Origin of the sequence: Glycomyces sp. NRRL B-16210 (assembly GCF_000719515.1) — a bacterium.
Taxonomy (GTDB): Bacteria; Actinomycetota; Actinomycetes; order Mycobacteriales; family Micromonosporaceae; genus Glycomyces.
The window spans coordinates 17,542-44,355 of record NZ_JOGR01000004.1; the positions used below are offsets into that span (position 1 = coordinate 17,542).

A 26,814-nucleotide genomic window follows, 5' to 3' on the forward strand; every position below is an offset into this window, starting at 1 on the left:
GAGACTTCCCGTCGGCCGGTCCCGTTCCTCCCGGCACGTGTCACCACCGCCCCCGCGGGGTAGCCGGGGCCCATGACGAAACTGCGGACAGTGAGCACGGAAATCCGAACGTCTGCGTTCGGAGGGGGCGGTGCCGCACCTGAAGGGACTAGGCTCGAAACCATGACCGTACGCCGCATCATGGGCACCGAGATCGAATACGGGATCTCCGTGCCCGGCCAGCCGGGGGCCAACCCGATGGTGACCTCCTCGCAGATCGTCAACGCCTACGCCGCCCGCCCCGAGCTCTCCAAGGGCGGCCGCGCCAGGTGGGACTACGAGGAGGAGACCCCCCTTCGCGACGCGCGCGGTTTCACCTACACCGGCGCGCTGTACGACCCCGCCGAGAACCTCGCCGACGAGGACTCCGGGCTCGCCAACGTCATCCTCACCAACGGCGCGCGCCTCTACGTCGACCACGCGCACCCCGAGTACTCCACGCCCGAGGTCACCAACCCGCGCGAGATCGTCCTGTTCGACAAGGCCGGCGAGATGACCATGGCCGAGGCCGCCCTCCGCGCGGCCCACACGCCCGGCATCGGACCGATCAACCTGTACAAGAACAACACCGACAACAAGGGCGCCTCCTACGGCGCGCACGAGAACTACCTCATGTCGCGCCAGACCCCCTTCGCCGACATCGTCGCCCACTTCACGCCGTTCCTGGTCACCCGCCAGGTCTTCGCCGGGGCCGGGCGCATAGGCATCGGCCAGGACGCCTCCGAGCACCGCTTCCAGATCTCCCAGCGCGCCGACTTCTTCGAAGTCGAGGTGGGACTGGAGACCACGCTCAAGCGCCCGATCATCAACACCCGCGACGAGCCGCACGCCGACGCCGAGCGCTACCGGCGCCTGCACGTCATCATCGGCGACGCGAACCTCGCCGAGTACGCCACCTTCCTCAAGGTCGGCACCGCCTCGATCGTGCTCGCCATGATCGAGTCCGGGGCCTTCGACGGCTCCCTGGCCATCGCCGAGCCCGTCGCCGAACTGCGCGCCGTCAGCCACGACCCGACCCTCCAGCACAAGATCGAACTGCGCAACGGCAAGCGCCTCACCGCCGTCGAGCTCCAGCAGTCGATTCTGGAGCAGGCCGAGGCCTACTGCGGCGAGGACGCCGACCCCGACACCCGCGAGGTCCTCGACCAGTGGGCCTACGTGCTCGACGCCCTGGCGCGCGACCCGATGGAGCTGGCCGACATGCTCGACTGGCCCGCGAAGCTCTCGCTGCTGGACCGCTACCGCGAACGCGAGAACCTCGACTGGGGCTCGGCCAAGCTCCAGGCGATCGACCTCCAGTACCACGACGTGCGCCCCGAGAAGGGCCTCTACCACCGCCTGGTCGCCCGCGGCAAGATGAAGCGCCTGCTGACCGACACCGAGATCATCGACGCGATGACCGAGCCGCCGGCCGACACGCGCGCGTTCTTCCGCGGGCGGTGCCTGGCCCGCTACCCCTCCGAGGTCGTCGCGGCCTCGTGGGACTCGGTCATCTTCGACGTCGGCGCCGACTCGCTCGTGCGAGTGCCCATGATGGAGCCCGAGAAGGGCACCAAAGCCCATGTGGGGGAGCTGTTCGAACGCTGCGCCGCGGCCAAGGACCTCCTCGACGTCATCACCGCCGACTAGGCGGACCGATTCGGCCGCGGGAATATTACACAGCGGTACAGCGTCGTATCTGGCGTGCTGTCGTACTCTCGCGGTACGGTTTACGCACGATCGAGGTAGAAGGGAACAGCTATGGCAGCGAAGGACTCCGGCGGGCAGTCGCAGTCACAGCGGTCGCGGCAGGAAGCAGACGCCGAGGCCACCGAGGCCGCTGTAGACCCCGAGATTGCCGAACGCCACGAAGCGATCACCGAAGAAGTAGACGACCTGCTCGACGAGATCGACGAGGTCCTGGAGACCAACTCCGAGGAATTCGTCCGCTCGTTCGTGCAAAAGGGCGGCCAGTAGCGCCTCCCTGCCAGTGACAGGGCCACCTGGTGCGACGCGCAGGCGCATCGGGGGCCTTGCCCCATACGTGGCGCCCCCGCACCCCCACCGAGCGGTGCCAGGGCCCCCAGCGGCGAGCCGCGCTTTCTGAATAGTGAGAAATAGGGAGGTCATGTCGTGACAGGTCAAGGATTCCCAGGCAAACTGCCCAACGCGTATATGACGGCCGGAACCTCCTCATTCTCGGAGTTCCTCACGCAGGTGGCACCGGAACTGGTGCCCGGGCGAAGGCCGCTGCCCCCCGGCGACTTCGCCGAGGTCAGCGCCCACGCCACCACGATCGTGGCCCTGCGCACCGCCGAAGGCGTGGTCATGGCCGGCGACAGGCGCGCCACCATGGGCAACTACATCTCCAGCCGCGACATCGAGAAGGTGTTCCCCGCCGACGGCTACTCGCTCGTCGGCATCGCGGGCACCGCCGGTCTCGGCCTCGAACTGGTCAAGCTCTACCAGCTCGAACTCGAGCACTACGAGAAGATCGAGGGCGCCCCGCTCACCTTGAGCGGCAAGGCCAACCGCCTCGCCACCATGCTGCGCGGCAACCTCGGCATCGCCCTCCAGGGCCTCGCGGTCGTGCCCCTGTTCGCCGGATTCGACCTCGACGCGGCCTCGGTCGCCGAAGCCGGCAAGATCTACAGCTTCGACGTCGTCGGCGGCATCTACGCCGAACGCGACTTCGACTCGATCGGCTCGGGCTCGATCTTCGCCAAGAGCTCGCTCAAGAAGCGCTACCACCGGGACATCGCCACCGACGACGCGGTCAAGATCGCCGTCGAGTCCCTCTACGACGCCGCCGACGACGACTCCGCCACCGGCGGGCCCGACCCGACCCGCGACCTCTACCCGGTGGTCATGACCGCCACGGTGGACGGTGCCAAGCGGATCGACGAGTCCACCGTGGCCGAAGTCGCCCGAGCGGTGATCGCGGCCCGCACCGAGAACCCCTACGGATAAGGAGAGGAGCCGGACATGGCCATGCAGTTCTACACCAGTCCCGAACAGATCATGCGGGACCGGGCCGAGTTCGCACGCAAGAACATCTCCCGGGGCCGCAACGTCGTGGTGCTCTCCTGCGCCGACGGCGTCCTGCTCGTCGCCGAGAACGTCTCCTCGGCCCTCCACAAGGTCTACGAGCTCTACGACCGCATCGGCTTCGCCGCGGTCGGCAAGTACAACGAGTTCGAGAACCTCCGCACCGCCGGGGTCCGGATGGCCGACCTGCGCGGCTACTCCTACGACCGCCGCGACGTCACCGCCGCCAGCCTCGCCAAGGCCTTCGCGCAGACGCTCGGCGCGATCTTCTCGGAGCAGACCAAGCCCTTCGAGGTCGAGATCTGCGTCGCCGGCGTCGGCACCGCGCCCGAGGCCGACGAGCTCTACCGGCTCACCTTCGACGGATCGATCAACGACGAACCGGGCTACCTCGCCATGGGCGGGGCCGCCGACCAGCTCAAAGAGGTCCTCGCCGAGGGCCACGACTTCGAGGCACCGCTCGCCGACGCGTTCGCGCTGGCGCTGCGGGCGCTCTCCTCGGACGGCGGCAACGGCACCCGCAGGGAGCTGACCACCGACGTCTTGGAGGTCGCGGTCCTGGAGCGGGCCCGGCCCGGCCGGGCCTTCAGGCGCATCGAGGGCCTCGCCCTCGACGCGCTCATGCCGGCCGCCGAGACCGAAGAAGCCGAAGCGGACGACGAGGCCGAGGGCGAGACGCCCGAGGCCGACGAGTCCTGACGACCAGTCCGCAGCGGCGGCGCCATCGCCGCCGCTGCGGAACCCGCGGCCCCGCGCCGCGGACGAGCACCGAACCGAACTTCGCCGACCGACGAGAGCGACCGTCCAGCAGATGCGCGGACACCGAAGGCGGCAGCCGGCCGCCGACACCGCGAACGCGCATTCGTACCACGCAAATGGACGGTCACCGGGGCCCCGCGGCCCCGGTGCGAACGCCAAGACATCCACAACGCCCGTAGCGGTACGGAACCGTTCGACCGCGAGGGGTGTTCTCCTCAATCGAATCGGGGTAGGGTTTCGACATGGACAGGCGCATTTTCGGACTGGAGACCGAATACGGGGTCACTTGCACCTTCAGGGGACAGCGCCGCCTGTCTCCGGACGAAGTGGCCCGATACCTCTTCAGGCGAGTGGTCTCCTGGGGCCGCTCCTCCAACGTGTTCCTCCGCAACGGCGCCCGCCTCTACCTCGACGTGGGCTCCCACCCCGAGTACGCCACCCCCGAATGCGACTCGGTCGAGGACCTCGTCAAGCACGACCGGGCCGGTGAGCGCATCCTCGAAGGCCTCATGATCGACGCCGAGAAGCGCCTCCACGACGAGGGCATCGCCGGGGACATCTACCTGTTCAAGAACAACACCGACTCGGCCGGGAACTCCTACGGCTGCCACGAGAACTACCTCGTCAGCCGCCACGGCGAATTCGGGCGCCTCGCCGAGGTCCTCATCCCGTTCCTGGTCACCCGCCAGCTCATCTGCGGGGCCGGCAAGGTCCTCCAGACCCCCCGCGGGGCCCGATTCTGCCTCTCCCAGCGCGCCGAGCACATCTGGGAGGGCGTCTCCTCGGCCACCACCCGCTCGCGCCCGATCATCAACACCCGCGACGAGCCGCACGCCGACGCCGAGCGCTACCGGCGCCTGCACGTCATCGTCGGCGACTCCAACATCAACGAGGTCACCACCATGCTCAAGGTCGGCTCGGCCGACCTGGTGCTGCGGATGATCGAGACCGGCGTGACCATGCGCGACCTGACCCTGGAGAACCCCATCCGGGCCATCCGCGAGATCAGCCACGACACGACCGGCAAGCGCCTGGTGCGCCTGGCGAGCGGCCGCGAAGCCTCCGCATTGGACATCCAGCGCGAATACCTCGAGAAGGCCATCGACTTCGTCGACCAGCGCGGCGCCGACGCGAACACCAAGCGCGTCATCGACCTGTGGGGCCGGGTCCTCCAGGCCGTCGAGTCCGACGACCTCGACTCGGTCTCGCGCGAGATCGACTGGGTCGCCAAGCACAAGCTCATCGAGCGCTACCGCGAGAAGCGCGGCCTGGCGCTGTCGAGCCCGCGCGTCGCCCAGCTCGACCTCGCCTACCACGACATCCGCCGCGGCCGCGGCCTGCACCACCTCATGGAGAAGCGCGGCGAGGCCGAGCGGATCACCCACGACGTCGAGGTCTTCGAGGCCAAGGAGGTCCCGCCGCAGACCACCCGGGCGCGGCTGCGCGGCGAGTTCATCCGCAAGGCCCAGGAGAAGCGCCGCGACTTCACCGTCGACTGGGTCCACCTGAAGCTCAACGACCAGGCCCAGCGCACCGTCCTGTGCAAGGACCCGTTCCGCTCCAGGGACGAGCGCGTCGACAAGCTCATCGCCAGCATGTGAGAATGCGGTGATGACCGAGACGCAGCGCGAACCAGGCGACGAACGGACTCGTGAGGCGCGGACCGCCCGCTCCGGCGGGCTCGGCGCCCTCGACCCGGTCGCGGCCTACGAGCGGCGCACCGCCCGCATCCGCGAGGAGATCGCCCGCAACCGCCGCGGCGAGTACACGGTCCCGACCTGGGTCCTGGCACTCGCGCTGGCGGCCGTGGTCGGCGTCTGGGTCCTGATCCTGTTCGTGCTCTAGCGAACCGCGAGAACACAGCAAGCGACGCCCCGCCCGCGCGAAAGCGCCGGCGGGGCGCTTCGCGTCGGCAATCGTGCGGCAGGGCCGCCGCGAGGCCGCCGGCGTGCCCGGGCAGTGCGTGAACTGGAAGCCTCGAATCCCGCAGGCGCGCCCCGCTTGCGCTGGCAAGTGTGCGGCGGCAGCGCATGTGCAGTGCGCGAACTGGAAGCTTCAAATCTCGCGGGCGCGCCCTGCCCGAGCGACATGACGTCGGGGTCGGACCGCGCCGAACCGTGTCTTGCGCGAAAGGAGGAGTCACCGAATGCGGCCCCTCCGCAGCGTCCGCCTTCCGGCGCGCCCGCTTCAGGCCGCGAGCTTCGCGATCTGCGCCGCGTGGCGGCCCGCTGCCGCCGCGGCCACGAAGTACACCCGGTCGCGATCGAGCCCCCGGCCCATCGTCGACAGCTTCACCGGCAGGGCCTCCATCGCCTCGACCAGGCCCGAACCGTCGACCTCGATCTGCCGGTGCCGCTCGGGCAGGGCCGCGAGCTGCTCGCGGATCTTGCCTTCGAGGTCGGCCGGCAGCTCGTCGGGCACCGGCACGTCCGCCGCCGCCAGAGCGACCTTGCCGTACGCGGTCATCGAGTGGTGCGAGATCCCGCGGTGGCGCTCGCGCGCGTCGCCCTCGGAGATCCGCAGCGACGCCACCGGCCGCCCGCCGAGCACCGAGGCGGCGTTGACCGCCTCGCCCGCGGCCGTCCCCGAGAAGCCCCACACCGTGCCCGTCCCCAGGTTCCCCGGGCCCTGCGCGACGATCGCGATGTCGGCGCCGCCGACCACCCGCGCCGCGATGAGCGCGTTGTGCACGTTCGTGGCCTCCAGGTCCCCGCCGAAGCACTGCCCGGCCGTCACCACCGTGCACAGCCGGTCCGACAACTGGTCGAGCTGGCGCGAGAACCACGACGGCAGCGCCCCGCCGTCGGTCATCACATAGGCGACCTTCGCGCCCGGCGCCGTCGCGTGGATCCCGGCGAGCACCGGCGCCAGCGCCGAGTGCAGGTCTGCCACGACCACCGGCATCCCGCCGAGGTCCTCGCAGGCCTCCACGGCCGCCCGGTGCGGCGAGTCGTCCTCGTCCACGGCCAGGCGCATCGCCTGCATCGGCGTGTAGCGGGCCTTGACGATGTGCCCAGGCCCCTCCACGTCCGCCGGGAGCCGCTCGGGCACCGCCACGACCAGCGCGTACCCGCCCGTGCCCAGGCCCTTCGCGATGGCGTTGCAGTTGAGGAGCACCCGGTCGCCGACTTCGGGGACGCCGACCAGCTCGTCGTAGGCCAGGCCCCGGCACGCGAACGCGTCCTCGCCCTCGCGGGCCTCGACGTCGACCTCGAGCTCGGTGCATCCGCGCCAGCCGCCGCGCACCCCGGTGACGGTCCCGTATCGCCATCTGATCACGCCCGGACAGTATCAAAGCGGCCCACCCGGATCCGTGGACGCCTCGCGAGGACGCGCGCCACGCGGCGGACGTGATGGCGGCCCCCGGGCGACAGGGCATAGGCTGGGCGGGTGTCCAACGATCGCACTGAACGACTGGTGAACCTGGTGCTCTGCCTGCTGTCCACGCGGCGTTTCCAGACCGCCGGGCGGATCGCCCGGATCGTCCCCGGATACGAGCACGACTACGAGGACAAGAAGTCCCACGACGCCTTCCAGCGCAAGTTCGAACGCGACAAGGCCGAACTGCGGCGCATCGGCATCCCGCTCCAGTCCGGCACCGACCTCCTCGGCGACGCCGAGCCGGGCTACCGGATCGCCCGCTCCGACTTCGAGCTGCCGCAGATCGAGTTCACCGACGCCGAGGCCGCCGCCGTGGCAGCCGCCGCGCGCCTGTGGCAGCAGCCCGAACTCCAGTCCGGGTCCGCCGAGGCGCTGCGCAAGCTCCGCGCCGCCGGGATCGACGTCGAGTCCCACGCCGCCGCCTCCCCGGTCAAGGCCCTGCCTGGCGCCGAGTCCGCGCTCGCGCCGTTCCTCGAGGCGGTCGCCTCCCGCCGCGCGGTCGTCTTCGACTACCTCGGCGCCCGCGACGAGTCCCCCCAGCAGCGGCGCCTCCAGCCGTGGGGCTGCGCGGCCTGGCGCGGGCGCTGGTACGTCGCCGGATACGACCTCGACCGCGGCGCCCAACGCTGCTTCCGGCTCTCGCGCATCCCCGGGAAGGTTCGCCTCACCGGACCCGAAGGCGCCTACACGATCCCCGACGGGGTCGACGTGCTCGCCTTCGCCTCCGCCTCCGAGGCCCACCAGCCGCCCTCCCGGGCCCGCATCGTCGTGCGCCCGCGCCGCGCCTGGGGCGTGCGCCGCCGCGTCGACCAGATCGGCCCCCGCACCCCTGAAGGCGACGAGGCCCGCTTCTCCTACACCGACACGACCCAGACCGCCGCCTGGCTCGCCTCCTTCGGACCCGACGTGCTCGTGCTGGAGCCGCCCGAACTGGTCAAGGAGACCGTCGCCTGCCTCCAGGCCCTCGCCGACGAGGAGCGCCCGTGACCGCGGCCCACCCGCACCAGGACCGGAGGCACCGCCGTGACCAGTAGACTCGCCCGCCTGCTCAACCTCGTCCCGTACCTCGTCTCGCGGCCCGAGGGCGTCCCCCTCGCCGAACTCGCGGCCGACTTCGGCGTCTCGGTCGAGCAGATCCAGGACGACCTGACCATGCTGTGGATGTGCGGCCTGCCCGGCTACGGCCCCGGCGACCTCATCGACCTCGCCTTCGACGCCGACACCGTCCGCGTCCTCTTCGCCGCCGGCATGGACCGCCCCGTCCGCCTCGCCGCCCACGAGGCCCTCGCCCTCTCGGTCGCCCTGCGCGTCCTCGCCGACACCCCCGGCGTCGGCGACCGGGCCGCGATCGCCTCCGCGCTCGACAAGCTCGCCGCCGCCGCGGGCGAGGCCCCCGCCGACGTCACCGTCCGCGACTCCGTCGCCGACCCCGGCGCCGAGCGCTACGCCGACCTCGTCGCCTCCGGCCACGCCGCCCGCATCACCTACTACTCCGCCAGCCGCGACACCACCTCCGAACGCGTCGTCGACCCCATCGAGGTCGTCGCCGCCGACGGCCACGCCTACCTGCGCGCCTGGTGCCGCACCGCCGGGGAGATCCGCCAGTTCCGCATCGACCGCATCGACGCCTGCGCCGAACTCGACGAACCCTCCGAACCCCTGCGCCTGACCAACCAGCCCGCGCCGACCGCGTTCCTCGAATCCGAACTGCCCCGCATCGAACTGCTCCTCGGCCCCGGCGCCAAGAGCGTCACCGACTCCTACCCGTGCGAAAGCGTCACCGGCGAACCCGACGGGCGCCGCCGCGTCACCATGCGCGTGCGGGACCTCGACTGGGCCCGCCGGTTCGTCCTCGGCCTCGGCGGCGAAGCCGAAGTCCTCGCCCCCGCCGAACTGCGCGAATCGGTCCGACAGAGCGCCCGCGCCGCGCTGGCGCGCTACGCCGCGGCCGCCTGACCCCAGGGCGCTCGCACCGCTACACTGAAGCGATGATCTGGGCGATATCGGTCGTGCTGGCACTCGCCGGGCTGGTGCTCCTGGCCGTGGCGGCCACAAGGCTCCGCGGCGGCATCGCCACCCTCAAATCCGGGCTCGACCGTGTCCAAGAACGCACCGCCGAGCTTCAGGAACTGCAAGAACGCCTGAACGCGACCCTCGCCGAGGCCCAGAAGAGCGCCGCCGCGCTCGAAAAGCGGTGACGCACCCCGCCCCCGCCGCCACATTCTGATAAAGATCGGCGTTCCCGAAGGCTCCAGTGTTGACGGAAGTGTCGAACGTCGGTCATGCTTGTCCGGCTCGACCAAGTCGTAGCCACGCCTACCGCAGGCGACCTCGGGGTGAATCAGTCCCAGGCTCCGTGGCAGCCGCCTTCGGCACGGCATACGATGGTTAACGTCACCGACATATATCCGGAGGGACCGAACAATGGGTGCATTGAAGCCCTGGCACATCATCGTCCTCGTCATTGTCATCTTGCTGGTGTTCGGCTCCCGGAAGCTTCCGGACATGGCCCGCGGTCTGGGTCGCTCCATGCGCATCCTCAAGTCCGAGACCGAGGCCATGAAGGCCGAGTCGAACAAGCCGGACACCGAGACCGACGCGCACGCCGAACCCAAGCACTCCCGCGAACCGCTCGAACCGCCCACGCCGGTCAACGAGACCGTGATCGACGGCGAATCGGTCGACCACAAGAAGACCCACTGACCCGGACTCGGCCGTTACGCACATGGCTGACAAACCTTCGTGGCGCGCCAGGAAGAAACGCAAGACCAAGTTCCAGCGCGCCGCCGACGGCTCCATGACGCTCATGGAGCACTTGCAGGACCTGCGATCGAGGCTGCTCATCGCCGTGGTCGTGATCCTCGTGGGCACCGCGGTCTCGCTCGTGGTCTCCAAACAGGTCATCGTCTTCCTGACCGAGCCCTACTGCGCCTCGGCGCACGCGGTCACCGAGACCAGCGGCGAACAGGTCGGCTGCAACTTCACGTTGCAGTCGCCGATCTCCCACGTCGGCCTCTACCTGAAGATCTCGCTGTACATGGGACTGGTCGCCACCGCGCCGGTCTGGCTCTACCAGCTGTGGGCCTTCATCGCCCCCGGCCTGCACCGCAGTGAGCGGCGCTACGCCTACATGTTCATCGGGATCGCCGCGCCGCTGTTCCTCGGCGGCGCGACCCTCGCGTACTTCGTGGTCAGCCACGGCCTCGAATTCATCATGCTGCTGCAAGAGGGCACCGGGCTGGACATCGCCCTCGACCTCGAGCAGTACATCAACTTCTACATAGCCGTGATGATGGTCTTCGGGATCGGCTTCGAGTTCCCGCTGATCATGCTCATGCTCAACGTGATGGGCATCGTCTCGGCGAAGCGGATGCGCGGCTGGTGGCGAATCGTGGTCCTCGTCAGCTTCACCTTCACCGCGATCTTCACCCCCACGCCCGACCCGTTCGGCATGACCGCGCTGGCGATCTGCATGCTGCTGCTGTACGGGGTGGCGCTCATCGTCGCCACCCTCAACGACAAGCGGCGCGGCGTCCACGAAACCGACGAATGGGACGACGAGGAGGCCAGCGACATCGGCGCCTCCGACGACGTGGCCACGGCCTCCGCGGTCGCCTCCAGCCGTCTCGAGGACGAGGACTACCCGAGCGAGCCCGAGCGGCGCAACCGCCTCGGCCGCCGCGTCGACGGCTTCGACGACGTGACCTGAGTCCGGCGAACACGCAGTCCATGAGGAAGGGCCCCACCGCAAAGGTGGGGCCCTTTCGCTTTGCCTTCGTGTCAGCAGCCGGCGCGCACCAGCCGCAGCACCGCGTCGAGGCCGACCGAGCGGCCCGCCTCGGCGTGGGGGACCAGGTAGCAGCGGGCGCCCACGCGCGCGGCGCCGGCGTCGGCCATCGTGTCGCCGACCATGAGCACCCGGCTCGGCTCGACGTCGAGCGCGTGGCAGGCGGCGTAGAAGATCTTCTCGTCGGGCTTGGTGTAGCCGACCTCGTAGGACAGGACCCACGCGTCGATGAACCGGTCGATGCCCAGGCTCCGCAGGATCGGGCGCGCGTCGAAACCGATGTTCGACACCAGCGCGATCGGATACCCCTGCGCCTTGAGCGAGACGAGCGTGGCGATGGTGTCGGCGAACGCGACCCAGCCCTCGGGCGAGGCCATGCGGTCGTACAGCGCCTCGGCGAGACCCTCGAACACCCCGTGGGCCTGCGCCGCCAGAGCGGTGAACGCCTCGCGGTGGGCGTCCTCGTCGAGGTCGCGGTCGGCCCAGGCGTCGGCGAAGTCGGGGCGCACCCGCGGCTCCATGCCCGAACCGAGCCAGCCCTGCGCGCCGATGGCGTCGGCCAGGGCCGTCACCGCGAGCGGCGCCAGCGGCCTGCCGCAGGCCTCGGCCGCGAGCGAGACCGACCGGGTCAGCGGTTCGAGCTGCGCCAAGGTGCCGTGGAAGTCGAACAGGACCGCGTCGACCCCTCCGCGTCCCGCATCGTCATCTCCTGGTGAGGAATCCCGGTGCACATCCGGACGATACCCGGCCGTGTAGGCGTCGTCACAGCCGGGTGCGGACGCGTGTAACCGGAGTGCTCTCGTCGGTGGGGCGGACTAGTGTTGGGGCCATGGTCAACACCGACGTGCCTGACGCCGACGACCGCTCCCCGGCCCAACGCCACGCCGCCGCAACGGCGCGTCGGCAATGGCCCCAGTTGGCGGCATTCGCAGGGGACTACCCGTTCGAACTGGACGACTTCCAAGTCCAGGCCTGCCGCATCCTCGAAGGCGGACAAGGCGTGCTCGTGTGCGCGCCCACCGGCGCCGGCAAGACCGTCGTGGGGGAGTTCGCCGTGCACCTGGCCCTGGCCGAGGGCGCGAAGTGCTTCTACACCACCCCGATCAAGGCACTGTCGAACCAGAAGTTCAACGACCTCGCCGCCGCCCACGGCGCCGAGAACGTCGGCCTCCTGACCGGCGACACCGTGATCAACGGCGAGGCCCCGATCGTGGTCATGACCACCGAGGTCCTGCGGAACATGATCTACGCGGGCTCCTCCACCCTCGGCGGCCTGCGCTACGTGGTCATGGACGAGGTCCACTACCTCGCCGACCGCTTCCGCGGCGCGGTGTGGGAGGAGATCATCATCGAACTCCCCCAAGAGGTCCACGTCGTCTCCCTCTCCGCGACCGTCTCCAACGCCGAGGAGTTCGGCGACTGGCTCAAGAGCGTCCGCGGCTCCACCGAGGTCGTGGTCTCCGAGACCCGCCCGGTCCCGCTGTGGCAGCACATGATGATCGGCGGGACCCTCCTCGACCTGTTCGAACCCGACGGCGACTACGTCTCCAAGGAACTGCTCAAAAAGGACGCCCGCGCCCGCGAGCGCGGCGAGAGCCGCGCCGGCGGGCGCCGCCGCGGCAGGCCCTACGTCGACCGCGGCAAGGTCGTCTCCCGCCTCGACCAGGCCGCGCTGCTCCCGGCCATCTACTTCATCTTCTCCCGCGCCGGCTGCGATGCGGCCGTCGACGAATGCGTCCGCGCCGGCCTGCGCCTGACCGGCGGCGCCGAACGCGACCAGATCATCGACTACGCCACCGCCGCCGTCGCCCACATCGACGCCGCCGACCTCGACGCGGTCGGCTTCGAGCGGTGGCTCGCCGGCCTGGCCGCCGGCATCGCCGCCCACCATGCCGGACTCCTTCCGGTGTTCAAGGAGGTCGTCGAGAAGCTCTTCGAACGCGGCCTGCTCAAAGCCGTCTTCGCCACCGAGACCCTCGCGCTCGGCATCAACATGCCCGCCCGCTCGGTCGTCCTCGAACGGCTCATCAAATACGACGGCTCTGACCACGTCATGCTCACCCCCGGCCAGTACACCCAGCTCACCGGCCGGGCCGGGCGGCGCGGCATCGACGTCGAGGGCCACGCGGTCACCGTCTGGGCCGAGGACGTGCGCCCCAAGGAGCTCGCCGGCCTCGCCTCCAAGCGCACCTACCCGCTCAACTCGAGCTTCGCGCCCTCCTACAACATGGCCGTGAACCTCATCGGCGCCGCCGGAGTCGAACGCGCCCAAGAGGTCCTGGCCTCCTCCTTCGCCCAGTTCCAATCCGACTCCGAAGCGGTGCACATCGCCGAGCAGGCCCGCTCGCTCGGCCGCCGCGCCGCCGAGTCGGCCAAGGGCGCCGCCTGCGACAAGGGCGACTTCCTCGCCTACTACGACCTCACCCAGCAACTCGCCCACGCCGAGCGCGGCGCCCAGAAGCGCCGCCGCGGGACCCTGCGCGACGAGGCCCGCACCAACCTGGAGAAGCTGCGCGGCGGCGACGTCATCTGGATCTCCCGCGGCAAACGCACCGGCTGGGCCGTGTTCCTGCGCCCCACCGGCGGCTCGCGCCACCACGACTCGCGCTGGTCGGTGCTCACCGCCGACGGCTGGGCCGGCACGCTGGAGACCAACGCCTTCGACGGCGGCGTCGAGGTCGTCGACCGCATCCGCATGCCCAAGCGCTTCGACCGCCGGGACTCCAAAGCGCGAGGCGACCTCGCCTCGAGCCTGCGCGAGGCGACCCGGAACCGCTCCAGGCCCACCCGCCGCGGCGGCGCCGCCGAGACCCCCGAGATCGCGCGCCTGCGCGAGGAGGTCAAGGCCCACCCGTGCCGGCAGTGCCCCGACGCCGGGCAGCACACCGTGCACGCCTCGCGCTGGTCGCGGCTCAAACGCGAGGAGGAGCTGCTGCGCAGCCGATCCGAGCGCCGCGAGCACTCGCTGGCCCGCCAGTTCACCGCCGTGCGGGAGGTCCTCACCGAGTTCGGCTACCTCGAAGGCGAGACCGTCACCAGCGACGGGCGCCTGCTGCGCAACCTCTTCGTCGAGACCGACCTCCTGGTGGCCCAGTGCCTGCGCGACGGGATCTGGGAGGGCCTGGAGGCGCCCGCGCTGGCGGCGATCGCCTCGACGGTGATCTACGAGTCGCGGTTCGAGGAGGACGAGTTCTTCGTGGCGGTGCCGGGGCAGATCACCGAGGCGGTCGCGAAGACCGGGCGGCGCTGGGAGGCGATCCGGCGCGCGGAGAACCAGCGGGGCCTGTCGCTGATCTCGCGCCCGCAGCAGGGTCTGGCGTGGCCGATCTACCGGTGGACGAACGGCGAGGAGCTGTCGAAGGCGCTCGCGGCGGCCGACGGCCCGTGGCCGATGCCCGGCGGCGACTTCGTGCGGTGGGCTCGGCGCACCGCGGACCTGTTGCACCAGATGGGAACCGCTGCGCGATATCTCGACACCGAGTCATCCCATAAGCTCGCCGACGCCGCCTTCAACGCGGTCGACGCCATTCGCCGAGGCGTCGTCGCCGACGTGTAGACGAACAAGGATTCGCGGCCGGCTTCGCCAGCCGCGAATGCGACTGGGCGTGACTTATGTCGCTTTTGGTGCTATCGCCTCGTGGAAGCGTTGGATCGCCGAGGCCACGCCCCATTCGGTCGCGAGGGCCTCGACCGCCTCGGGGTCCTTCGGTGCCGCCGGCAGCGTCGCGTCCACCACCGGGACCTCCACGTCCGCGACCACCGTCGAGACCTTCACCGCCCGGTCGAGGTAGTCGCCCGCCTCGCCGATCGCCCGCTTCTGGCGCTCGGGCAGATCCGACTCCGCATCCGCCGCCGCGGCCCGCAGCCCCGCGACGCCCCCGTACGTGTTCACCAGCGTCACCGCGGTCTTCGCGCCGATGCCCTTGACCCCGGCCAACCCGTCCGAAGGATCGCCGCGCAGCACCGCGAAATCCACATAGTGCTCCGGACCGACGCCGAACTTCGCCACCACCGCCGCACCGTCGAACAATTCCGCTTTAGATATCCCGCGCGCGAGGTATACGACCTTCCGGTCCCGCTCGTCGTCGACGAGCTGGAACAGGTCCCGGTCGCCGGTGACCACCAGCACCGGCTCGGCCGTGCGCGCCGCGAGCGTCGCGATCACGTCGTCGGCCTCGAACCGCGGGTGCGCCGCCGTCGCGACCCCCAGCGCCGGCAGCAGCGCCTCGATGGCCGCCACCTGCGCCTCCAGGCCCTCCGGAGCGTCCTCCGACCCGTCCGGCAGCGCCCGCGCGCTCTTGTACTGCTCCAGCAGGTCCAAGCGCCACTGCGGGCGCCAGTTCCCCTCCAGGCAGCACACCAGCCCGGTGGGGGAGAAGCGCCGCGCCAGCACCGCCAGGCCGTCGAAGAACCCCCGCACCGCCCCCGCCCGCCTGCCGTCCGGGGCCTTGATCGAGGAGGGCAGACCGTAATACGCGCGGTACCACAGCGAAGCGGCATCGATGAGCATCAGCATGGCGACCACTCTCTCACGCAGCGCCGACAAACGGCCCCCAAGCGCCGCACGCGAAGCCCACGAGTCCGCCCCCGCGCGAGGCGACCGGATTTCACCCGTCCCATAGTGCGAAACCTGCCACATTGACGACCAGGTGCCACAACGATGAGAAGGTCCGACCGGAATGATCGGGCCGTCCGCTACGTACGAGGAGCCCTCAGGTGAACACCAACGTCCGCCGCGCCGTCGCCGCACTGGCCCTGATCGGGATCGGGACGGGCGCCGCAGCATGCTCGTCCGGCGACGACGAGGCCACCCTGACCGTCTGCACCAACATCCCCTTCGAACCCTTCGAGTTCCAGCGCGACGGCGAGTACGTCGGCTTCGACATCGACCTCATGCACCAACTGGCCGAGCGCCTCGACCAGACCGTCGAGGTCGTCGAGATCGACTTCGACTCCATCAGCTCGGGCTCGGCCCTGAACGCCGGCACCTGCGACATCGCCGCGGCCGGCCTCAGCATCACCGAGGAGCGCCAGGCGGCCATGGGCATGTCCCAGGCCTACTACCGCGCCGACCAGGCCCTCGTCGTCGCCGCCGACGCCGACGCCGCCTCCCTCGACGACCTCGACGGCCTGCGCGTGGCCGTCCAGTCCGGCAGCACCGGCGAGTCCTTCGCCAAGGACAACGCCGCCGAGTACGGCTACGAGGTCGTCGCCTTCGAGTCCATGGGCGACATCGCCTCCGCGCTCACCGCCGGGACCGTCGACGCCTCCATCGCCGACCTCGCCACCTGGAGCCACATGGTCGAGTCCGCCACCGACCTCCGGCTCGTGCAGACCATCGAGACCGAGGAGCACTACGGCTTCGCCGTCCAGAAGGACGACACCGAGCTGCTCGACGAGGTCAACGCCATGCTCGACGCCGCGTTCGAGGACGGCACCTACGCCGAACTCTACGAAGAGTGGATCGGCGAGCCCTACACCGGCGAACCCGGCCAGTAGTGGACGCCCCGACCGCCGCCCCGGCGCGGCCCAGGATGACGCCGCGCCGGCGGCGCGGGCTCTCGCGCGCCCTCCAGTACGCCGTCCTCGCCGCCGTCGCGACCGCCCTCGCGGTGGTCGCCGACTGGGGCCGGATCGCCGACTCCTTCTTCCGGTTCGACATCGCCGCCGCGATGTTCCCCGACGTGTGGACCGCCTTCGCGAACACCATCGTCTACACCCTCCTCGCGTTCGCCTTCGGCATGGTCGTCGGCGTCCTCATCGCACTGATGCGTGTCTCCGAGTTCGGCCCCTACCGCTGGTTCGCCACCGCCTACGTCGAGATCTTCCGCGGCCTGCCCGCCCTGCTCGTGCTCTTCCTCGTCGGCTTCGGCGTCCCCCAGGCCTTCCCCGGCATCCAGTACCCCGGCGGCGTCTACGGCCAGGTCGCCCTCGGCCTGGGCCTGACCTCCTCGGCCTACATCGCCGAAAGCGTCCGCGCCGGCATCCAAGCCGTCCCCAAAGGACAGATCGAGGCGGCCCGGTCCCTCGGCATGAGCCCCACCCGCACCATGATCACCGTCGTCCTGCCCCAGGCGCTGCGCATCGTCATCCCCCCGCTCACGAACGAACTGGTCATGCTCACCAAGGACTCCAGCCTCGTGTTCGTCCTCGGCGTCACCACCGCCACCATGGAACTGTCCAAGTTCGCCCGCAACGAGCTCACCTCCACCGCCAACGCCACCCCGCTCCTGCTCGGCGGCCTGCTCTACCTGCTGCTGACCGTGCCGCTCTCGGCGCTGGCCCGCCGCCTCGAACACCGAGGAGAAGCCCGATGACCGAACCCCCGACGACCGAACCGACGCCGCCCGCCGAGGCACCGCCGCTGGTGCGCATCAGGGACCTGCACAAGCGCTTCGGCGACAACGAGGTCCTGCGCGGCATCGACCTCGACATCACCGAAGGCGAGGTCGTGTGCCTCATCGGCCCCTCCGGCTCGGGCAAGTCCACCCTCCTGCGCTGCGTCAACCTCTTGGAGACCCCCACCGAAGGGACCATCACCGCCGCCGGGCACGACATGACCGGCCCCGACGCCGACCTCGACGCCGCCCGCCGCGACATCGGCATGGTCTTCCAGCAGTTCAACCTCTTCAGCCACCTGTCCATCCTCGACAACGTCGCCATCGCCCCGCGCCGCGTCTGCAAGACCCCCAGGGCCGAAGCCGAAGCCGAGGCCCGCAGACGCCTGGCCGAAGTCGGCATCGAAGGCAAGGAACGCGCCCGGCCCGCCCAGCTCTCCGGCGGCCAGCAGCAGCGCGTCGCCATCGCCCGGGCGCTGGCGATGAAACCCCGCCTCATGCTCTTCGACGAACCCACCAGCGCCCTCGACCCCGAACTCGTCGGCGAGGTCCTCGCCGTCATGAAAGGCCTTGCCGCCGAGGGCATGACGATGCTCGTGGTCACCCACGAGATGGGTTTCGCCCGCGAAGTCGCCGACCGGGTCCTCTTCCTCGACGGCGGCGTCATCGTCGAGTCCGGGCCGCCCGCCGAAGTCCTCGCCAACCCCCGGACCGAACGGGCCCGCGAATTCCTCCACCGCGTCCTCCACCCCGCCGACTGACATCATTGGGGGCATGAGCCACCACCAAGAGTCTCCGGGCCCGCGCACACTGTGGCGCGGCGGGCACGTCCTGAGCCCCTCCAGCCCGGCCGCCACCGCCCTGCTCACCGAGGGCGACCGCATCGCCTGGGTCGGCCGCGACGCCGACGCCCCCGCCGCCGACCGGACCGTCGACCTCGGCGGACGCCTCACCACCCCCGCGTTCGTCGACTCCCACCTCCACCTCACCGGCACCGGCACCGCCCTCACCGAACTCGACCTCGCCGGGACGGTCTCCGCGACCGACCTCCTCGACCGCGTCGCCGCCTACGCCGCGACCCTCCCCGACGACGCGGTCGTCCTCGCCGGCGGCTGGGACGAGACCACCTGGCACGACCCGACCCTCCCGACGTTCGACGAGGTCGACCGCGCCGCCGGCGGGCGCCTCGCCTACCTCTCGCGCGCCTGCGGACACGCCGGCATTCCCGGCACCCGGCTCGAACGCGACCACCCCGAGGTCGGCCTCCTCGAACACGGGCTCCACAAGCCCCCCTACCGGCGCATGGCCCACCGCGGCGCCCGCGCCGCTGTCGCCCGCTCCATCCCCGTCCACCTGCGCCTCGACCGGGCCCGCGCCGCCCTCGCCCGCGCCGCCGCACTCGGGATCACCGCCCTGGTCGAGCACTCGATCCCCAACCGGTTCGACGACCGCATCGAACCCGAGTTCCAAGGCCTGATCGCCCTCGGCGACGAACCGGGCAACCCCGCCGTCTTCGGCTGGTGGGGCGAGCTGACCGCCGCCGAGAAGGCCCGCGACCTCGGCGCCCACGGCTGCGGCGGCGACCTCTCCGTCGACGGCTCCCTCGGCTCCCGGACCGCCTACCTGCGCACCCCCTACAAAGGCACCGACGGCACCGGCTCCCAGTACCTCACCGCCGACCAGATCGCCGCCCACCTCCTCGACTGCCACGACCACGGCCTGCCCGCGGCCTTCCACGCCATCGGCGACGGCGCCATCGAAGCCGTCCTCGACGGCCTCGACCTCGTCGAACCCCGCCTGGGCCTCGACGCGATCCGCCACGCCCGCCACCGCATCGAGCACGCCGAACTGCTCGACGCCGCCCTCATCGCCCGCATGGTCCACCACGGCGTCCACGCCTCCGTCCAACCCGCCTTCGACGCCGCCTGGGGCGGGCGCGACCGCATGTACGCCGACCGCCTCGGCCGCGAACGCGCCCTCGCGGCCAACCCCTTCTCGAAACTCGCCGGCGTCGGCGTCCCGCTCGCCTTCGGCTCCGACGCCCCGGTCACCCCGATCGACCCCTGGGGCGGCGTCAGAGCCGCCGTGGCGCACCGCAACCCCTTCTCCAGCCTCTCGACGGCCGCCGCCTTCTCGGCGGCCACCAGAGGCGGCTGGAGGGCCCTGGGCATCGACGACGCCGGCGCGCTCGCCCCCGGCCACCGCGCCGACTTCACCGTGTGGGACCTCACCGCCCCCGGGCTCCCCGACCTGAGTGATCCCCGCACACCCGATCCGAAGGCCGCCATGACCATCGCCCGCGGACACCGCATCTACGAAGCCCCCTGACCAGGCACGCCGCCCGAGCCCGCGCCCGAAGCGGCCCTGACGCGAGAAAAATTGCTGGGCCAAAATTCCGACCCGGTCGACACCCCCGCCGCTGATTGGCTTACGGTGGTCTGGTCCTCGGCGGACGACCGGAAACGGAAGACCGCCGAACGTCGGGGGCGACTCGACTTGCTTTGCTCCCACGCAGACTGGACAAGGTGGCGGCGCGGCCGCACCGCTACCGGCGGCCAGGTCCAGATCGCGGGGGTCGGCGGAGGAAGGCGAGCCGGTCGCCGGTGGTGGACCCGCGGCGGACGCCAGTGATCCCTAGACAACAACTCGTAGTCGCTCAGCCAGACGGGTGCGAGTTGGTCCGAAGATCACCAGCGGACGCGGCAGGGGACACCGGCCGTACAGGGACTGGGAGAAACCCGTGCGAGGGGCGTAGCCGGACACAGCTACGCCCCTTTGCCGTACCCCGCAGTACGCTAGAGCCCCACCCGCGACGGCGAGCCGCACTCGCCCCGGGAGGCACCTCGGCGGGATCGCACCCCGAGCGTGCACCGCGTACCAGCGAGGAGCACCCTTCTTGAGCACCGTGACCGACGACGGCGCAATGACCGACGGCACCGCACCGATCGACGACGCGATCGACGACACGGCGACCGAGACCCCGCCCGCCCGCCGCGGCCTCCTCGTCCCCGGCCCCCTCGGCCGCCGACTCAGCCTGCCCGCCGCGCTCCTCCTCGCCGCCGCCTCCGGCCTCCTCGCCGTCCTCGCCTTCCCGCCCTACGGCATCTGGCCCCTCGCCGCCGTCTCCGTCGCCGGACTCGGCGCCGCCGTCCACCGCCGCCGCCCCCGCGGCGGCCTGGGCATCGGCTTCGTCTACGGCGCCGCGTTCTTCCTGCCGCTCCTCGCCTGGTCCTCCACCCAGGTCGGCCAATGGCCCTGGCTGTTCCTGTGCGCCCTCGAAGCCCTCGCCACCGGCCTCCTCGGCGCCGCCCTCGCCGCCTCCTCCCGCCTCATCGACGCCCACCGCTGGACCTGGGCCCCCCTCACCGCCCTCGCCTGGGTCGCCCAAGAAGCCCTGCGCTCACGCCAGCCCTTCGGCGGCTTCCCCTGGGGCCGCCTCGCCTTCAGCCAGGCCGACGCCCCCACCGCCGCCGCCGCCTGGCTCGGCGGCGCCCCCCTCGTCAGCTTCCTCGTCGCCCTCACCGGCGGCCTCCTCCTCGCCGCCGCAGCGCACCTTCGCGGCCCGCGGACGCCGCCGACGGGCACCCCCGCCACCCCCAAGACCGCGAGCCTGCGCAAGGCCGCCGCCCTCACCGCCGCGGCCGCTCTCTGCGCCCTCGCCCCGCTCGCCGTCCCCCTCGGCGCCACCGCGCCCGCCGGCGCCACCGTCAACGTCGCCGTCGTCCAAGGCAACGTCCCCCGCCTCGGCCTCGACTTCAACGAGCAGCGCCGCGCCGTCCTCGACAACCACGTCCAGGCCACCCTCGACCTCGCCGACGCCGTCGCCGCCGGCCAAGCCGAACGACCCGACCTCGTCGTCTGGCCCGAGAACGCCTCCGACATCGACCCCATCCAGAACCAGGACGCCTACGACCGCATCACCCTCGCCGCCGACGCCATCGGCGCCCCCATCGTCCTCGGCGGCATCGTCCGAGGCGACGACGGCACCGTCGCCAACATGAGCATCGTCTGGGAACCGCACACCGGACCGGTCCACATGTACTCCAAGCGCCACCCCGTGCCCTTCGCCGAATACGTCCCCTACAAGGACTTCTTCCGCACCGTCGCCGGATGGATCGACCCGCGCATGGCCGAGGGCATCGACAACGTCGCCGGATTCGAATTCGGCACCGGCCCCGGCGTCGTCCCCGTCGGCGACATCGAGATCACCGGCCTCATCTGCTTCGAGATCGCCTTCGACGCCGAGACCGCCGCCTCCGTCCGCGACGGCGCCCAGCTCATGGCCGTCCAGACCAACAACGCCACCTTCGACGTCAACGAAGCCGAGCAGCAGCTCGCCATGGTCAGGATCCGCTCCATCGAGCACGGCCGCGACGGCCTCATGGCCTCCACCGTCGGCGTCTCCGCCTTCACCGACCACACCGGAGCGGTCTCCCAGGCCACCGAGTTCAACACCGCCGCCGTCATCCAGACCGACCTGACACTCTCGGACCGCTCGACTCCCGCGACCGCAGTGGGTATCCTGCCTGAAGCGGTCCTCACCGGCGCGGCACTGGTGGCCCTGGCCTGCGCGATCAGTCTGAATATCCGGCACCGCCGCAGCCAGACCTAGAAAGCCGAACCCATGAGCCCAACCCCGGACCGGCCCGCAACCGGCAGCGAAACGAGTCCGGCCATAGTGGCCATACCCACCTACAACGAACGCGACAACATCGAGGACACCGTCGCCGCCGCCCTGCGCGGCTGCGAGCACATCGACCTCCTCATCGTCGACGACACCTCGCCCGACGGCACCGGCGACCTCGCCGACGCCCTCGCCGAAGCCCACGACCGCGTCCACGTCCTCCACCGACCCGAGAAGCAAGGCCTCGGCGCCGCCTACCTCGCCGCCTTCGCCTGGGCCGCCGAACGCGGCTACCGCACCGTCGTCGAAATGGACGCCGACGGCTCCCACGACCCCGCCGACCTGCCCCGCCTCATCGAAGCCCTCGAAGACGGCGCCGACCTCGCCATCGGCTCCCGATACATCCCCGGCGGCTCGGTCCGCAACTGGCCACTCCACCGCCTCGCCCTCTCCCGAGGCGCCGGCACCTACACCCGCGCCCTCCTCGGCCTCGGCGTCCAGGACGTCACCGCCGGCTACCGCGCCTACCGCCTCGACGCGCTCCAGAAACTCCAGCTCGACACCGTCAACTCCGTCGGCTACTGTTTCCAGATCGACCTCACCTGGCGCGCGGTCAAAGCCGGACTCGACATCCGCGAAGTCCCCATCGTCTTCACCGAGCGCCGCGCCGGCGCCTCCAAGATGAACGGCGCCATCACCGTCGAGGCACTGCGGAACGTGACCAGATGGGGCGTATCCCACCGCCTGCGCCAACTGCGCCGGGCCTTCAAGCGTGGCAGAATCGAACGGTGACCTACCAGCAACCGCCCACGGCCCCCAAACGGGCGCCGTTCGCCCTCCGGCTCGCGCTGGCGGTGTGGGTCGTCAGTGAGGCCGCCGCCTTCTTCGGGCTCGTCTACCTCATCGGCCTGTTCTACACGGTCCTCGTGTTCGTCGGCACGACCGTCCTGGGCGTCCTGCTCGTGCGGTACGTGGGCGCCAAGTCCTTCCGGGCCGCGCGCGACTACCTCAACTCCGGCGGCGACCCCTCGCGGGAGCTGCCGAACGGCTACGCCCTCGCCGGGGCCGCCTGCCTCATCGCCCCGGGGTTCGTGACCGACCTCGTCGGCCTGTTGCTGCTGTTCCCGCCCACCCGGTTCGTCTTCCGGGGCCTGGGCCGGTGGCTCGCCGCGCGGGTGCCCCCGGTCCGCTTCGGCGGCTCGGGCGTCATCGACGGCGAGGTCATCGACGAGCGCGACGCGGACGCGCCCGGGCGCGACGGCTCCGGGAACGGCGACGGACCCCGGTCGATCGACCAGGGTCCGTGAGTTCGTGCCGCTAGCGGCGTCGGTGCGCCGTCAGCGTTCGCCGCGGCGGGCGCGCATCTCCTGAAGGCGCTCGTCGAGGATCTCCTCGAGCTCCTCCATCGAGCGGCGCTCCAGCAGCATGTCCCAGTGGGTGCGCGGCGGCTTGACCTTCTTGGTCTCGGGCTCCTCGCCGTCCACCAGCTTGGCCGTCGTGCCGTCGAGACGGCACTCCCAGGTCAGCGGGATCTCCGCTTCGACCGCGAAGGGCACCTCGAAACGGTGCCCCTGCGGGCACACGTAATCACGGGTCTGGCGGGGGGCCAGCTCCGTGTTGCGGTCCGATTCATAGCTGACGGCGCCGAGACGCGAACCCCTCAGCATTCTGTCGCTCATGTTCCCCTGCACTTCCTTTGAGCACTTGCCCTGAACCACGCCGCCGACCGGGTCAGCCCTGAGGCCGGCCGCGTGCATCCCCAGCCGATCACGCCGATTTCCTGGGTTTCGCTTCGTACAACGCCGGGGCGGGACCGGAACCTTCCCGGCACGTCCGAACCGACGCGGACCCCCAAGTGTGGCCCGGCGCGGTCGCCGCGGCCCACGGACGTCCCCTTGAAGTGTGACACAACACCGGACCCGATCCGCTCCGGCGAGCACGTGAGATGCCGCTCGGACTCACAGCCGGCGCGCGGGGGTGTTCCCCGCGGCCGCGATCGCCGCCCGGACCGGCACCATGGCGAGCACGGCGAACCCGGCGGCGAAGAAGGCCATCAGGCCCAGCACGCCCAGGCGCATCGACCCGGTGAACTGCACGACCAGGGCGAACATGAGCGGTCCCATCCAGGAGGTGCCGCGGTCGGCGATCTGGTAGATCCCGAAGTACGCCGCCTCCTTGCCCTCGGGGATCATCTGGCTGAACAGCGACCGCGAGAGCGCCTGCGTGCCGCCCAGGACCAGGCCCAGCGCCGCCCCGAGGCCCAGGAACGCCGCGAAGTTCTCCTTCGGCATCCAATAGGCGGCCAGGACGACGCCGCCCCAGCCGGCGACCCCGGCCAGGATCGTCTTGTAGGCGCCGATGCGCGCGGCCAGGGCCCGCATGGCGTAGACCCCGGCGACGTTCACGAACTGGACCAGCAGGATCGCCAGCACCAGCTGGCTCGAGGCGAGCCCCAGCTCCTGGTCGGCGTAGGTGCCGACCATCGCCAGGACCGTGGAGATCCCGTCGGAGTAGAGCAGGAACGCCGCCAGGAACAGCAGGGTCTTGGGGTAGCGGCGCAGCTCGGCGAAGGTCGAGGCGAGCTGGCGCAGCAGCGGCACTGACACGTCGGCCTCGGGCTCGCGGTCGGGCAGGCGCGCGAGGACGAACAGGGTCCAGCCCGCCCACCACAGCCCTGTGGCCGCGATGCCCCACTGCACGGCCGTCAACTCGCCGATGCCCAGCGGCCCGGCGAGGCTGATCGAGGCGAGGTTCAGCGCCAGGAACACCGCCCCGGCCAGGTACGCCAGGGCCCAGCCGGTCGAGGACATGCCGTCGCGCTCGTCGGGTGCGGCCAGTTGCGGCAGGAACGAGTCGTAGACCACGATGGAGCATCCGAAGCAGACGTTCGCGCCGAGCACCAGGAGCGCGGCGGTGAGGTACGGTCCCGATGCGGCGCTGAGGAACACGAGGGCGAACACGAGCGCCGCGCCGGTGTAGGCGAAACCGCCGAGGATCCACCGCTTGCGGGCCGAGCGGTCGGCCCAGGCGCCCACGACCGGCATGAGCGCCACGTTGAGCAGGACCGACGCCGAGGTCGTGTAGCCCCACAGGGAGCCGATCGGGACCGTGGCGCCGAAGACCTCCACGCGGACGTCCGAGCAGTTCTCGGCGCACCCGGCGGCGGTCGAGGCGAGCTGAGTGAGGAAGACGGTGCCCAGCACCGTCATGACGGTGGTCACGAACGGCTGGCTGGCCCAGTCGTAGGCGTACCAGCCGAGGCGTTCGCGCCGCGTCGAGCGCGGCGGGGCGTCCAGGGTCACGGACATGGGGGCACTCGCTTTCGGGACACGCTGCGGGGCAGGGGAGGAGGGGCGCTGCGGTCAGCCTGGCAGTGCGGGGCGAACGTTGCGTGAGCGACGGGTGAACACCGATCGGGTCGCACGCTGCCGGGGCGAGCCCAGTAAGGTGTGGAACGGACTCGGCACTTTTACGACTCGCAAGCTTCGCCGAGAGGGAGTACTCACATGCACGTGCTTGGAATCGACTTCGGAACCTCGAACACCGTCGCCGTGCTGCGTTCGGCCGACGGACGCGTACGGCCGCTGCTGTTCGACGGTGCTCCGATCCTGCCCTCGGCGGTCTACTACAACTCCGACGGGCGGATGCTCGTCGGCCGCGACGCCGAGCGCAACGCCCGCATGGACCCCGCCCGGTTCGAGCCGAACCCCAAGCGCCGCATCGACGACGGGTCGCTGTTCCTGGGCACCTCCGAGATCCCCGTCCCGCAGGTGTTCGCGTACGTGCTCCAGCAGGTGGCCCTGGAGGCGCAGCGCCAGGCGGGCCAGATGCCGAGCCAGGTGCGGTTGACGCACCCGGCGCGCTGGGGCGAGCGGCGCCGCTCGATCCTGGTCGATTCCGCCCGCCTCGCCGGGCTCCCGGCCCCGCAGCTCATCCCCGAGCCGGTGGCCGCGGCCTCCTACTTCACCTCCGTCCTCGGCACCGCCGTGCCGCCGGGGCGCTCCCTCGCGATCTACGACCTCGGCGGCGGCACCTTCGACGCCACGGTCGTGCGCCGCACGCAGACCGGGTTCGAGGTGCTCGCCGAGGAGGGCATAGGCGACATCGGCGGCCTCGACTTCGACCACGGCATCGTCGAGCACCTCGGCAAGACCTACGGGGCCTCCCACCCCGAGGACTGGCGCCGCCTGCTCAACCCCACCGACGACCGCGACCGCCGCTACCGGCGGATGCTCTACGAGGACGTGCGCGGCGCCAAGGAGACGCTCTCGCGGACCGCGAGCGCCGACATCCACCTGCCGGCCCTGGAGGTCGACGCCCACCTGACCCGCGCCGAGTTCGAGGAGATCGCACGACCGCCCTTGGAGCGCACGGTCGACTGCCTTCAGCGGGCGATCGGTTCGGCGCGCATGAACCCGGCCGACCTGGTGGGGATCTTCCTCGTCGGCGGCTCTTCGCGCATCCCGGCGATCTCGCAGCTCATCCACTCCAAGCTCGGGGTGCCGCCGCAGACGTTCGAGCAGCCCGAGACCGTCGTGGTCGAGGGCGCGGTGCGGGCCGCTTCGGGCCCGGCGCCCGCGGACGCGCCGCAGACGCGCCCGACCTCGGGCGGGCCCGTCTCGCCTTCGGGGGCGATGTCGGGGCCGCGCCCGCCGGTGTCGGCGCCGGCCGCTCCGCAGATGCTGCCGCCGCAGACGAACTACCAGGCCGCTCCGGCCCCGCAGCCGTCCTACCAGGCGAGCCCGGTCGCGAAGCGGCCGCTGCACCAGGAGCCGGCGGTGCTGGTGACCGGCGCGGCCGTGATCATCCTGTGCGTCGTCTTCGTCGTGCTGCTGGTGACGATCCTCAACAGCTGAGGT

25 protein-coding genes are annotated in these 26,814 nt (G+C 71.1%); 20 read left to right on the plus strand and 5 right to left on the minus strand.

Annotated features, from left to right (window positions below):
- Positions 1–162: 162 nt before the first annotated feature.
- From dop to IF12_RS22745, 6 genes are all read left to right on the plus strand, one after another.
- On the plus strand, positions 163–1,668 hold the full coding sequence (dop, locus tag IF12_RS0106435) for a depupylase/deamidase Dop (protein ID WP_035748570.1): 1,506 nt from the start codon (positions 163–165) through the stop codon (positions 1,666–1,668).
- Positions 1,669–1,779: 111 nt separating this feature from the next.
- Positions 1,780–1,995, plus strand: coding sequence for a ubiquitin-like protein Pup (locus IF12_RS0106440; RefSeq protein WP_030155908.1), 216 nt, complete (start codon positions 1,780–1,782; stop codon positions 1,993–1,995).
- 198 nt (positions 1,996–2,193) lie between these two features.
- Positions 2,194–2,988 (plus strand): proteasome subunit beta, encoded by a 795-nt coding sequence (gene prcB, locus IF12_RS0106445; protein ID WP_051704049.1) that lies wholly within the window; start codon positions 2,194–2,196, stop codon positions 2,986–2,988.
- A 15-nt stretch (positions 2,989–3,003) separates the two neighbouring features.
- Complete coding sequence (gene prcA / locus IF12_RS0106450; RefSeq protein ID WP_030155912.1) at positions 3,004–3,765, plus strand: proteasome subunit alpha; 762 nt, start codon at positions 3,004–3,006, stop codon at positions 3,763–3,765.
- Between the two features lie 302 nt (positions 3,766–4,067).
- Positions 4,068–5,426: a Pup--protein ligase gene (pafA, locus tag IF12_RS0106455; protein ID WP_030155914.1), complete on the plus strand. Its 1,359-nt coding sequence runs from the start codon at positions 4,068–4,070 to the stop codon at positions 5,424–5,426.
- A gap of 10 nt (positions 5,427–5,436) precedes the next feature.
- Positions 5,437–5,670 (plus strand): hypothetical protein, encoded by a 234-nt coding sequence (locus tag IF12_RS22745; protein ID WP_035748573.1) that lies wholly within the window; start codon positions 5,437–5,439, stop codon positions 5,668–5,670.
- A 342-nt stretch (positions 5,671–6,012) separates the two neighbouring features.
- Here IF12_RS22745 and IF12_RS0106465 read toward each other — a convergent pair whose 3' ends face one another.
- A complete protein-coding gene (locus tag IF12_RS0106465; RefSeq protein WP_030155917.1) occupies positions 6,013–7,104 on the minus strand; it encodes a DUF3866 family protein in 1,092 nt (363 codons plus the stop codon).
- A gap of 111 nt (positions 7,105–7,215) precedes the next feature.
- Between IF12_RS0106465 and IF12_RS0106470 the strand changes: the two genes are divergently transcribed.
- From IF12_RS0106470 to tatC, 5 genes are all read left to right on the plus strand, one after another.
- Positions 7,216–8,193, plus strand: a complete 978-nt coding sequence (locus IF12_RS0106470) for a YafY family protein (protein ID WP_030155919.1) — start codon at positions 7,216–7,218, stop codon at positions 8,191–8,193.
- Between the two features lie 36 nt (positions 8,194–8,229).
- Positions 8,230–9,162 carry a YafY family protein gene (locus IF12_RS0106475; protein ID WP_030155921.1) on the plus strand — a complete coding sequence of 311 codons (933 nt, stop codon included), beginning with the start codon at positions 8,230–8,232 and terminating at the stop codon, positions 9,160–9,162.
- A gap of 32 nt (positions 9,163–9,194) precedes the next feature.
- Positions 9,195–9,404, plus strand: a complete 210-nt coding sequence (locus tag IF12_RS0106480; RefSeq protein ID WP_030155923.1) for a hypothetical protein — start codon at positions 9,195–9,197, stop codon at positions 9,402–9,404.
- A 226-nt stretch (positions 9,405–9,630) separates the two neighbouring features.
- Positions 9,631–9,909 (plus strand): Sec-independent protein translocase subunit TatA, encoded by a 279-nt coding sequence (tatA, locus tag IF12_RS22750; protein WP_035748575.1) that lies wholly within the window; start codon positions 9,631–9,633, stop codon positions 9,907–9,909.
- Positions 9,910–9,931: 22 nt separating this feature from the next.
- A complete protein-coding gene (tatC, locus tag IF12_RS0106490) occupies positions 9,932–10,915 on the plus strand; it encodes a twin-arginine translocase subunit TatC (RefSeq protein ID WP_030155927.1) in 984 nt (327 codons plus the stop codon).
- Positions 10,916–10,986: 71 nt separating this feature from the next.
- Here the strand turns inward: tatC and IF12_RS0106495 are convergent, their stop codons facing one another.
- Complete coding sequence (locus IF12_RS0106495; protein ID WP_030155929.1) at positions 10,987–11,724, minus strand: HAD family hydrolase; 738 nt, start codon at positions 11,722–11,724, stop codon at positions 10,987–10,989.
- Positions 11,725–11,822: 98 nt separating this feature from the next.
- Here IF12_RS0106495 and IF12_RS0106500 point away from each other — a divergent pair, with 98 nt between their 5' ends.
- Positions 11,823–14,549, plus strand: a complete 2,727-nt coding sequence (locus IF12_RS0106500; RefSeq protein ID WP_051704050.1) for an RNA helicase — start codon at positions 11,823–11,825, stop codon at positions 14,547–14,549.
- A 54-nt stretch (positions 14,550–14,603) separates the two neighbouring features.
- On the opposite strand, the gene IF12_RS0106505 is transcribed toward IF12_RS0106500, so the two are convergent.
- Positions 14,604–15,509 (minus strand): 5'-3' exonuclease, encoded by a 906-nt coding sequence (locus IF12_RS0106505; protein ID WP_197034631.1) that lies wholly within the window; start codon positions 15,507–15,509, stop codon positions 14,604–14,606.
- A gap of 200 nt (positions 15,510–15,709) precedes the next feature.
- On the opposite strand from IF12_RS0106505, the gene IF12_RS0106510 reads away from it, so the two are divergent.
- From IF12_RS0106510 to IF12_RS0106540, 7 genes are all read left to right on the plus strand, one after another.
- Entirely contained in the window at positions 15,710–16,492 is a 783-nt protein-coding gene (locus IF12_RS0106510; protein ID WP_030155935.1) for a transporter substrate-binding domain-containing protein, read from the plus strand.
- A gap of 35 nt (positions 16,493–16,527) precedes the next feature.
- A complete protein-coding gene (locus IF12_RS0106515) occupies positions 16,528–17,310 on the plus strand; it encodes an amino acid ABC transporter permease (RefSeq protein WP_051704104.1) in 783 nt (260 codons plus the stop codon).
- Positions 17,307–18,092, plus strand: coding sequence for an amino acid ABC transporter ATP-binding protein (locus tag IF12_RS0106520; protein WP_051704051.1), 786 nt, complete (start codon positions 17,307–17,309; stop codon positions 18,090–18,092). The genes IF12_RS0106515 and IF12_RS0106520 overlap by 4 nt, the downstream gene beginning before the upstream one ends.
- Before the next feature lie 13 nt (positions 18,093–18,105).
- Positions 18,106–19,659: an amidohydrolase gene (locus tag IF12_RS0106525; RefSeq protein ID WP_035748578.1), complete on the plus strand. Its 1,554-nt coding sequence runs from the start codon at positions 18,106–18,108 to the stop codon at positions 19,657–19,659.
- 577 nt (positions 19,660–20,236) lie between these two features.
- Positions 20,237–21,943, plus strand: a complete 1,707-nt coding sequence (lnt, locus tag IF12_RS0106530; protein WP_231492436.1) for an apolipoprotein N-acyltransferase — start codon at positions 20,237–20,239, stop codon at positions 21,941–21,943.
- Between the two features lie 12 nt (positions 21,944–21,955).
- On the plus strand, positions 21,956–22,747 hold the full coding sequence (locus IF12_RS0106535) for a polyprenol monophosphomannose synthase (protein WP_030155944.1): 792 nt from the start codon (positions 21,956–21,958) through the stop codon (positions 22,745–22,747).
- Entirely contained in the window at positions 22,744–23,262 is a 519-nt protein-coding gene (locus IF12_RS0106540) for an FxsA family protein (RefSeq protein ID WP_051704052.1), read from the plus strand. Before IF12_RS0106535 ends, IF12_RS0106540 begins: the two co-directional genes overlap by 4 nt.
- 30 nt (positions 23,263–23,292) lie before the next feature.
- Here the strand turns inward: IF12_RS0106540 and IF12_RS0106545 are convergent, their stop codons facing one another.
- Both IF12_RS0106545 and IF12_RS0106550 read right to left on the minus strand, forming a co-directional pair.
- Complete coding sequence (locus IF12_RS0106545) at positions 23,293–23,634, minus strand: RNA polymerase-binding protein RbpA (protein WP_030155948.1); 342 nt, start codon at positions 23,632–23,634, stop codon at positions 23,293–23,295.
- Between the two features lie 279 nt (positions 23,635–23,913).
- Positions 23,914–25,263: an MFS transporter gene (locus IF12_RS0106550; protein ID WP_030155950.1), complete on the minus strand. Its 1,350-nt coding sequence runs from the start codon at positions 25,261–25,263 to the stop codon at positions 23,914–23,916.
- A gap of 198 nt (positions 25,264–25,461) precedes the next feature.
- Between IF12_RS0106550 and IF12_RS0106555 the strand changes: the two genes are divergently transcribed.
- Positions 25,462–26,811: an Hsp70 family protein gene (locus IF12_RS0106555; protein WP_051704053.1), complete on the plus strand. Its 1,350-nt coding sequence runs from the start codon at positions 25,462–25,464 to the stop codon at positions 26,809–26,811.
- The last annotated feature ends 3 nt before the right edge of the window (positions 26,812–26,814 follow it).

Coding starts and splice junctions, on each gene's coding strand:
- dop (WP_035748570.1), top strand. CDS start 163: ATGACCGTACGCCGCATCATGGGCACCGAGATCGAATACGGGATCTCC.
- IF12_RS0106440 (WP_030155908.1), top strand. CDS start 1,780: ATGGCAGCGAAGGACTCCGGCGGGCAGTCGCAGTCACAGCGGTCGCGG.
- prcB (WP_051704049.1), top strand. CDS start 2,194: ATGACGGCCGGAACCTCCTCATTCTCGGAGTTCCTCACGCAGGTGGCA.
- prcA (WP_030155912.1), top strand. CDS start 3,004: ATGGCCATGCAGTTCTACACCAGTCCCGAACAGATCATGCGGGACCGG.
- pafA (WP_030155914.1), top strand. CDS start 4,068: ATGGACAGGCGCATTTTCGGACTGGAGACCGAATACGGGGTCACTTGC.
- IF12_RS22745 (WP_035748573.1), top strand. CDS start 5,437: ATGACCGAGACGCAGCGCGAACCAGGCGACGAACGGACTCGTGAGGCG.
- IF12_RS0106480 (WP_030155923.1), top strand. CDS start 9,195: ATGATCTGGGCGATATCGGTCGTGCTGGCACTCGCCGGGCTGGTGCTC.
- tatA (WP_035748575.1), top strand. CDS start 9,631: ATGGGTGCATTGAAGCCCTGGCACATCATCGTCCTCGTCATTGTCATC.
- tatC (WP_030155927.1), top strand. CDS start 9,932: ATGGCTGACAAACCTTCGTGGCGCGCCAGGAAGAAACGCAAGACCAAG.
- IF12_RS0106500 (WP_051704050.1), top strand. CDS start 11,823: ATGGTCAACACCGACGTGCCTGACGCCGACGACCGCTCCCCGGCCCAA.
- IF12_RS0106505 (WP_197034631.1), bottom strand. CDS start 15,509: ATGCTGATGCTCATCGATGCCGCTTCGCTGTGGTACCGCGCGTATTAC.
- IF12_RS0106515 (WP_051704104.1), top strand. CDS start 16,528: ATGACGCCGCGCCGGCGGCGCGGGCTCTCGCGCGCCCTCCAGTACGCC.
- IF12_RS0106520 (WP_051704051.1), top strand. CDS start 17,307: ATGACCGAACCCCCGACGACCGAACCGACGCCGCCCGCCGAGGCACCG.
- IF12_RS0106525 (WP_035748578.1), top strand. CDS start 18,106: ATGAGCCACCACCAAGAGTCTCCGGGCCCGCGCACACTGTGGCGCGGC.
- IF12_RS0106535 (WP_030155944.1), top strand. CDS start 21,956: ATGAGCCCAACCCCGGACCGGCCCGCAACCGGCAGCGAAACGAGTCCG.
- IF12_RS0106545 (WP_030155948.1), bottom strand. CDS start 23,634: ATGAGCGACAGAATGCTGAGGGGTTCGCGTCTCGGCGCCGTCAGCTAT.
- IF12_RS0106550 (WP_030155950.1), bottom strand. CDS start 25,263: ATGTCCGTGACCCTGGACGCCCCGCCGCGCTCGACGCGGCGCGAACGC.
- IF12_RS0106555 (WP_051704053.1), top strand. CDS start 25,462: ATGCACGTGCTTGGAATCGACTTCGGAACCTCGAACACCGTCGCCGTG.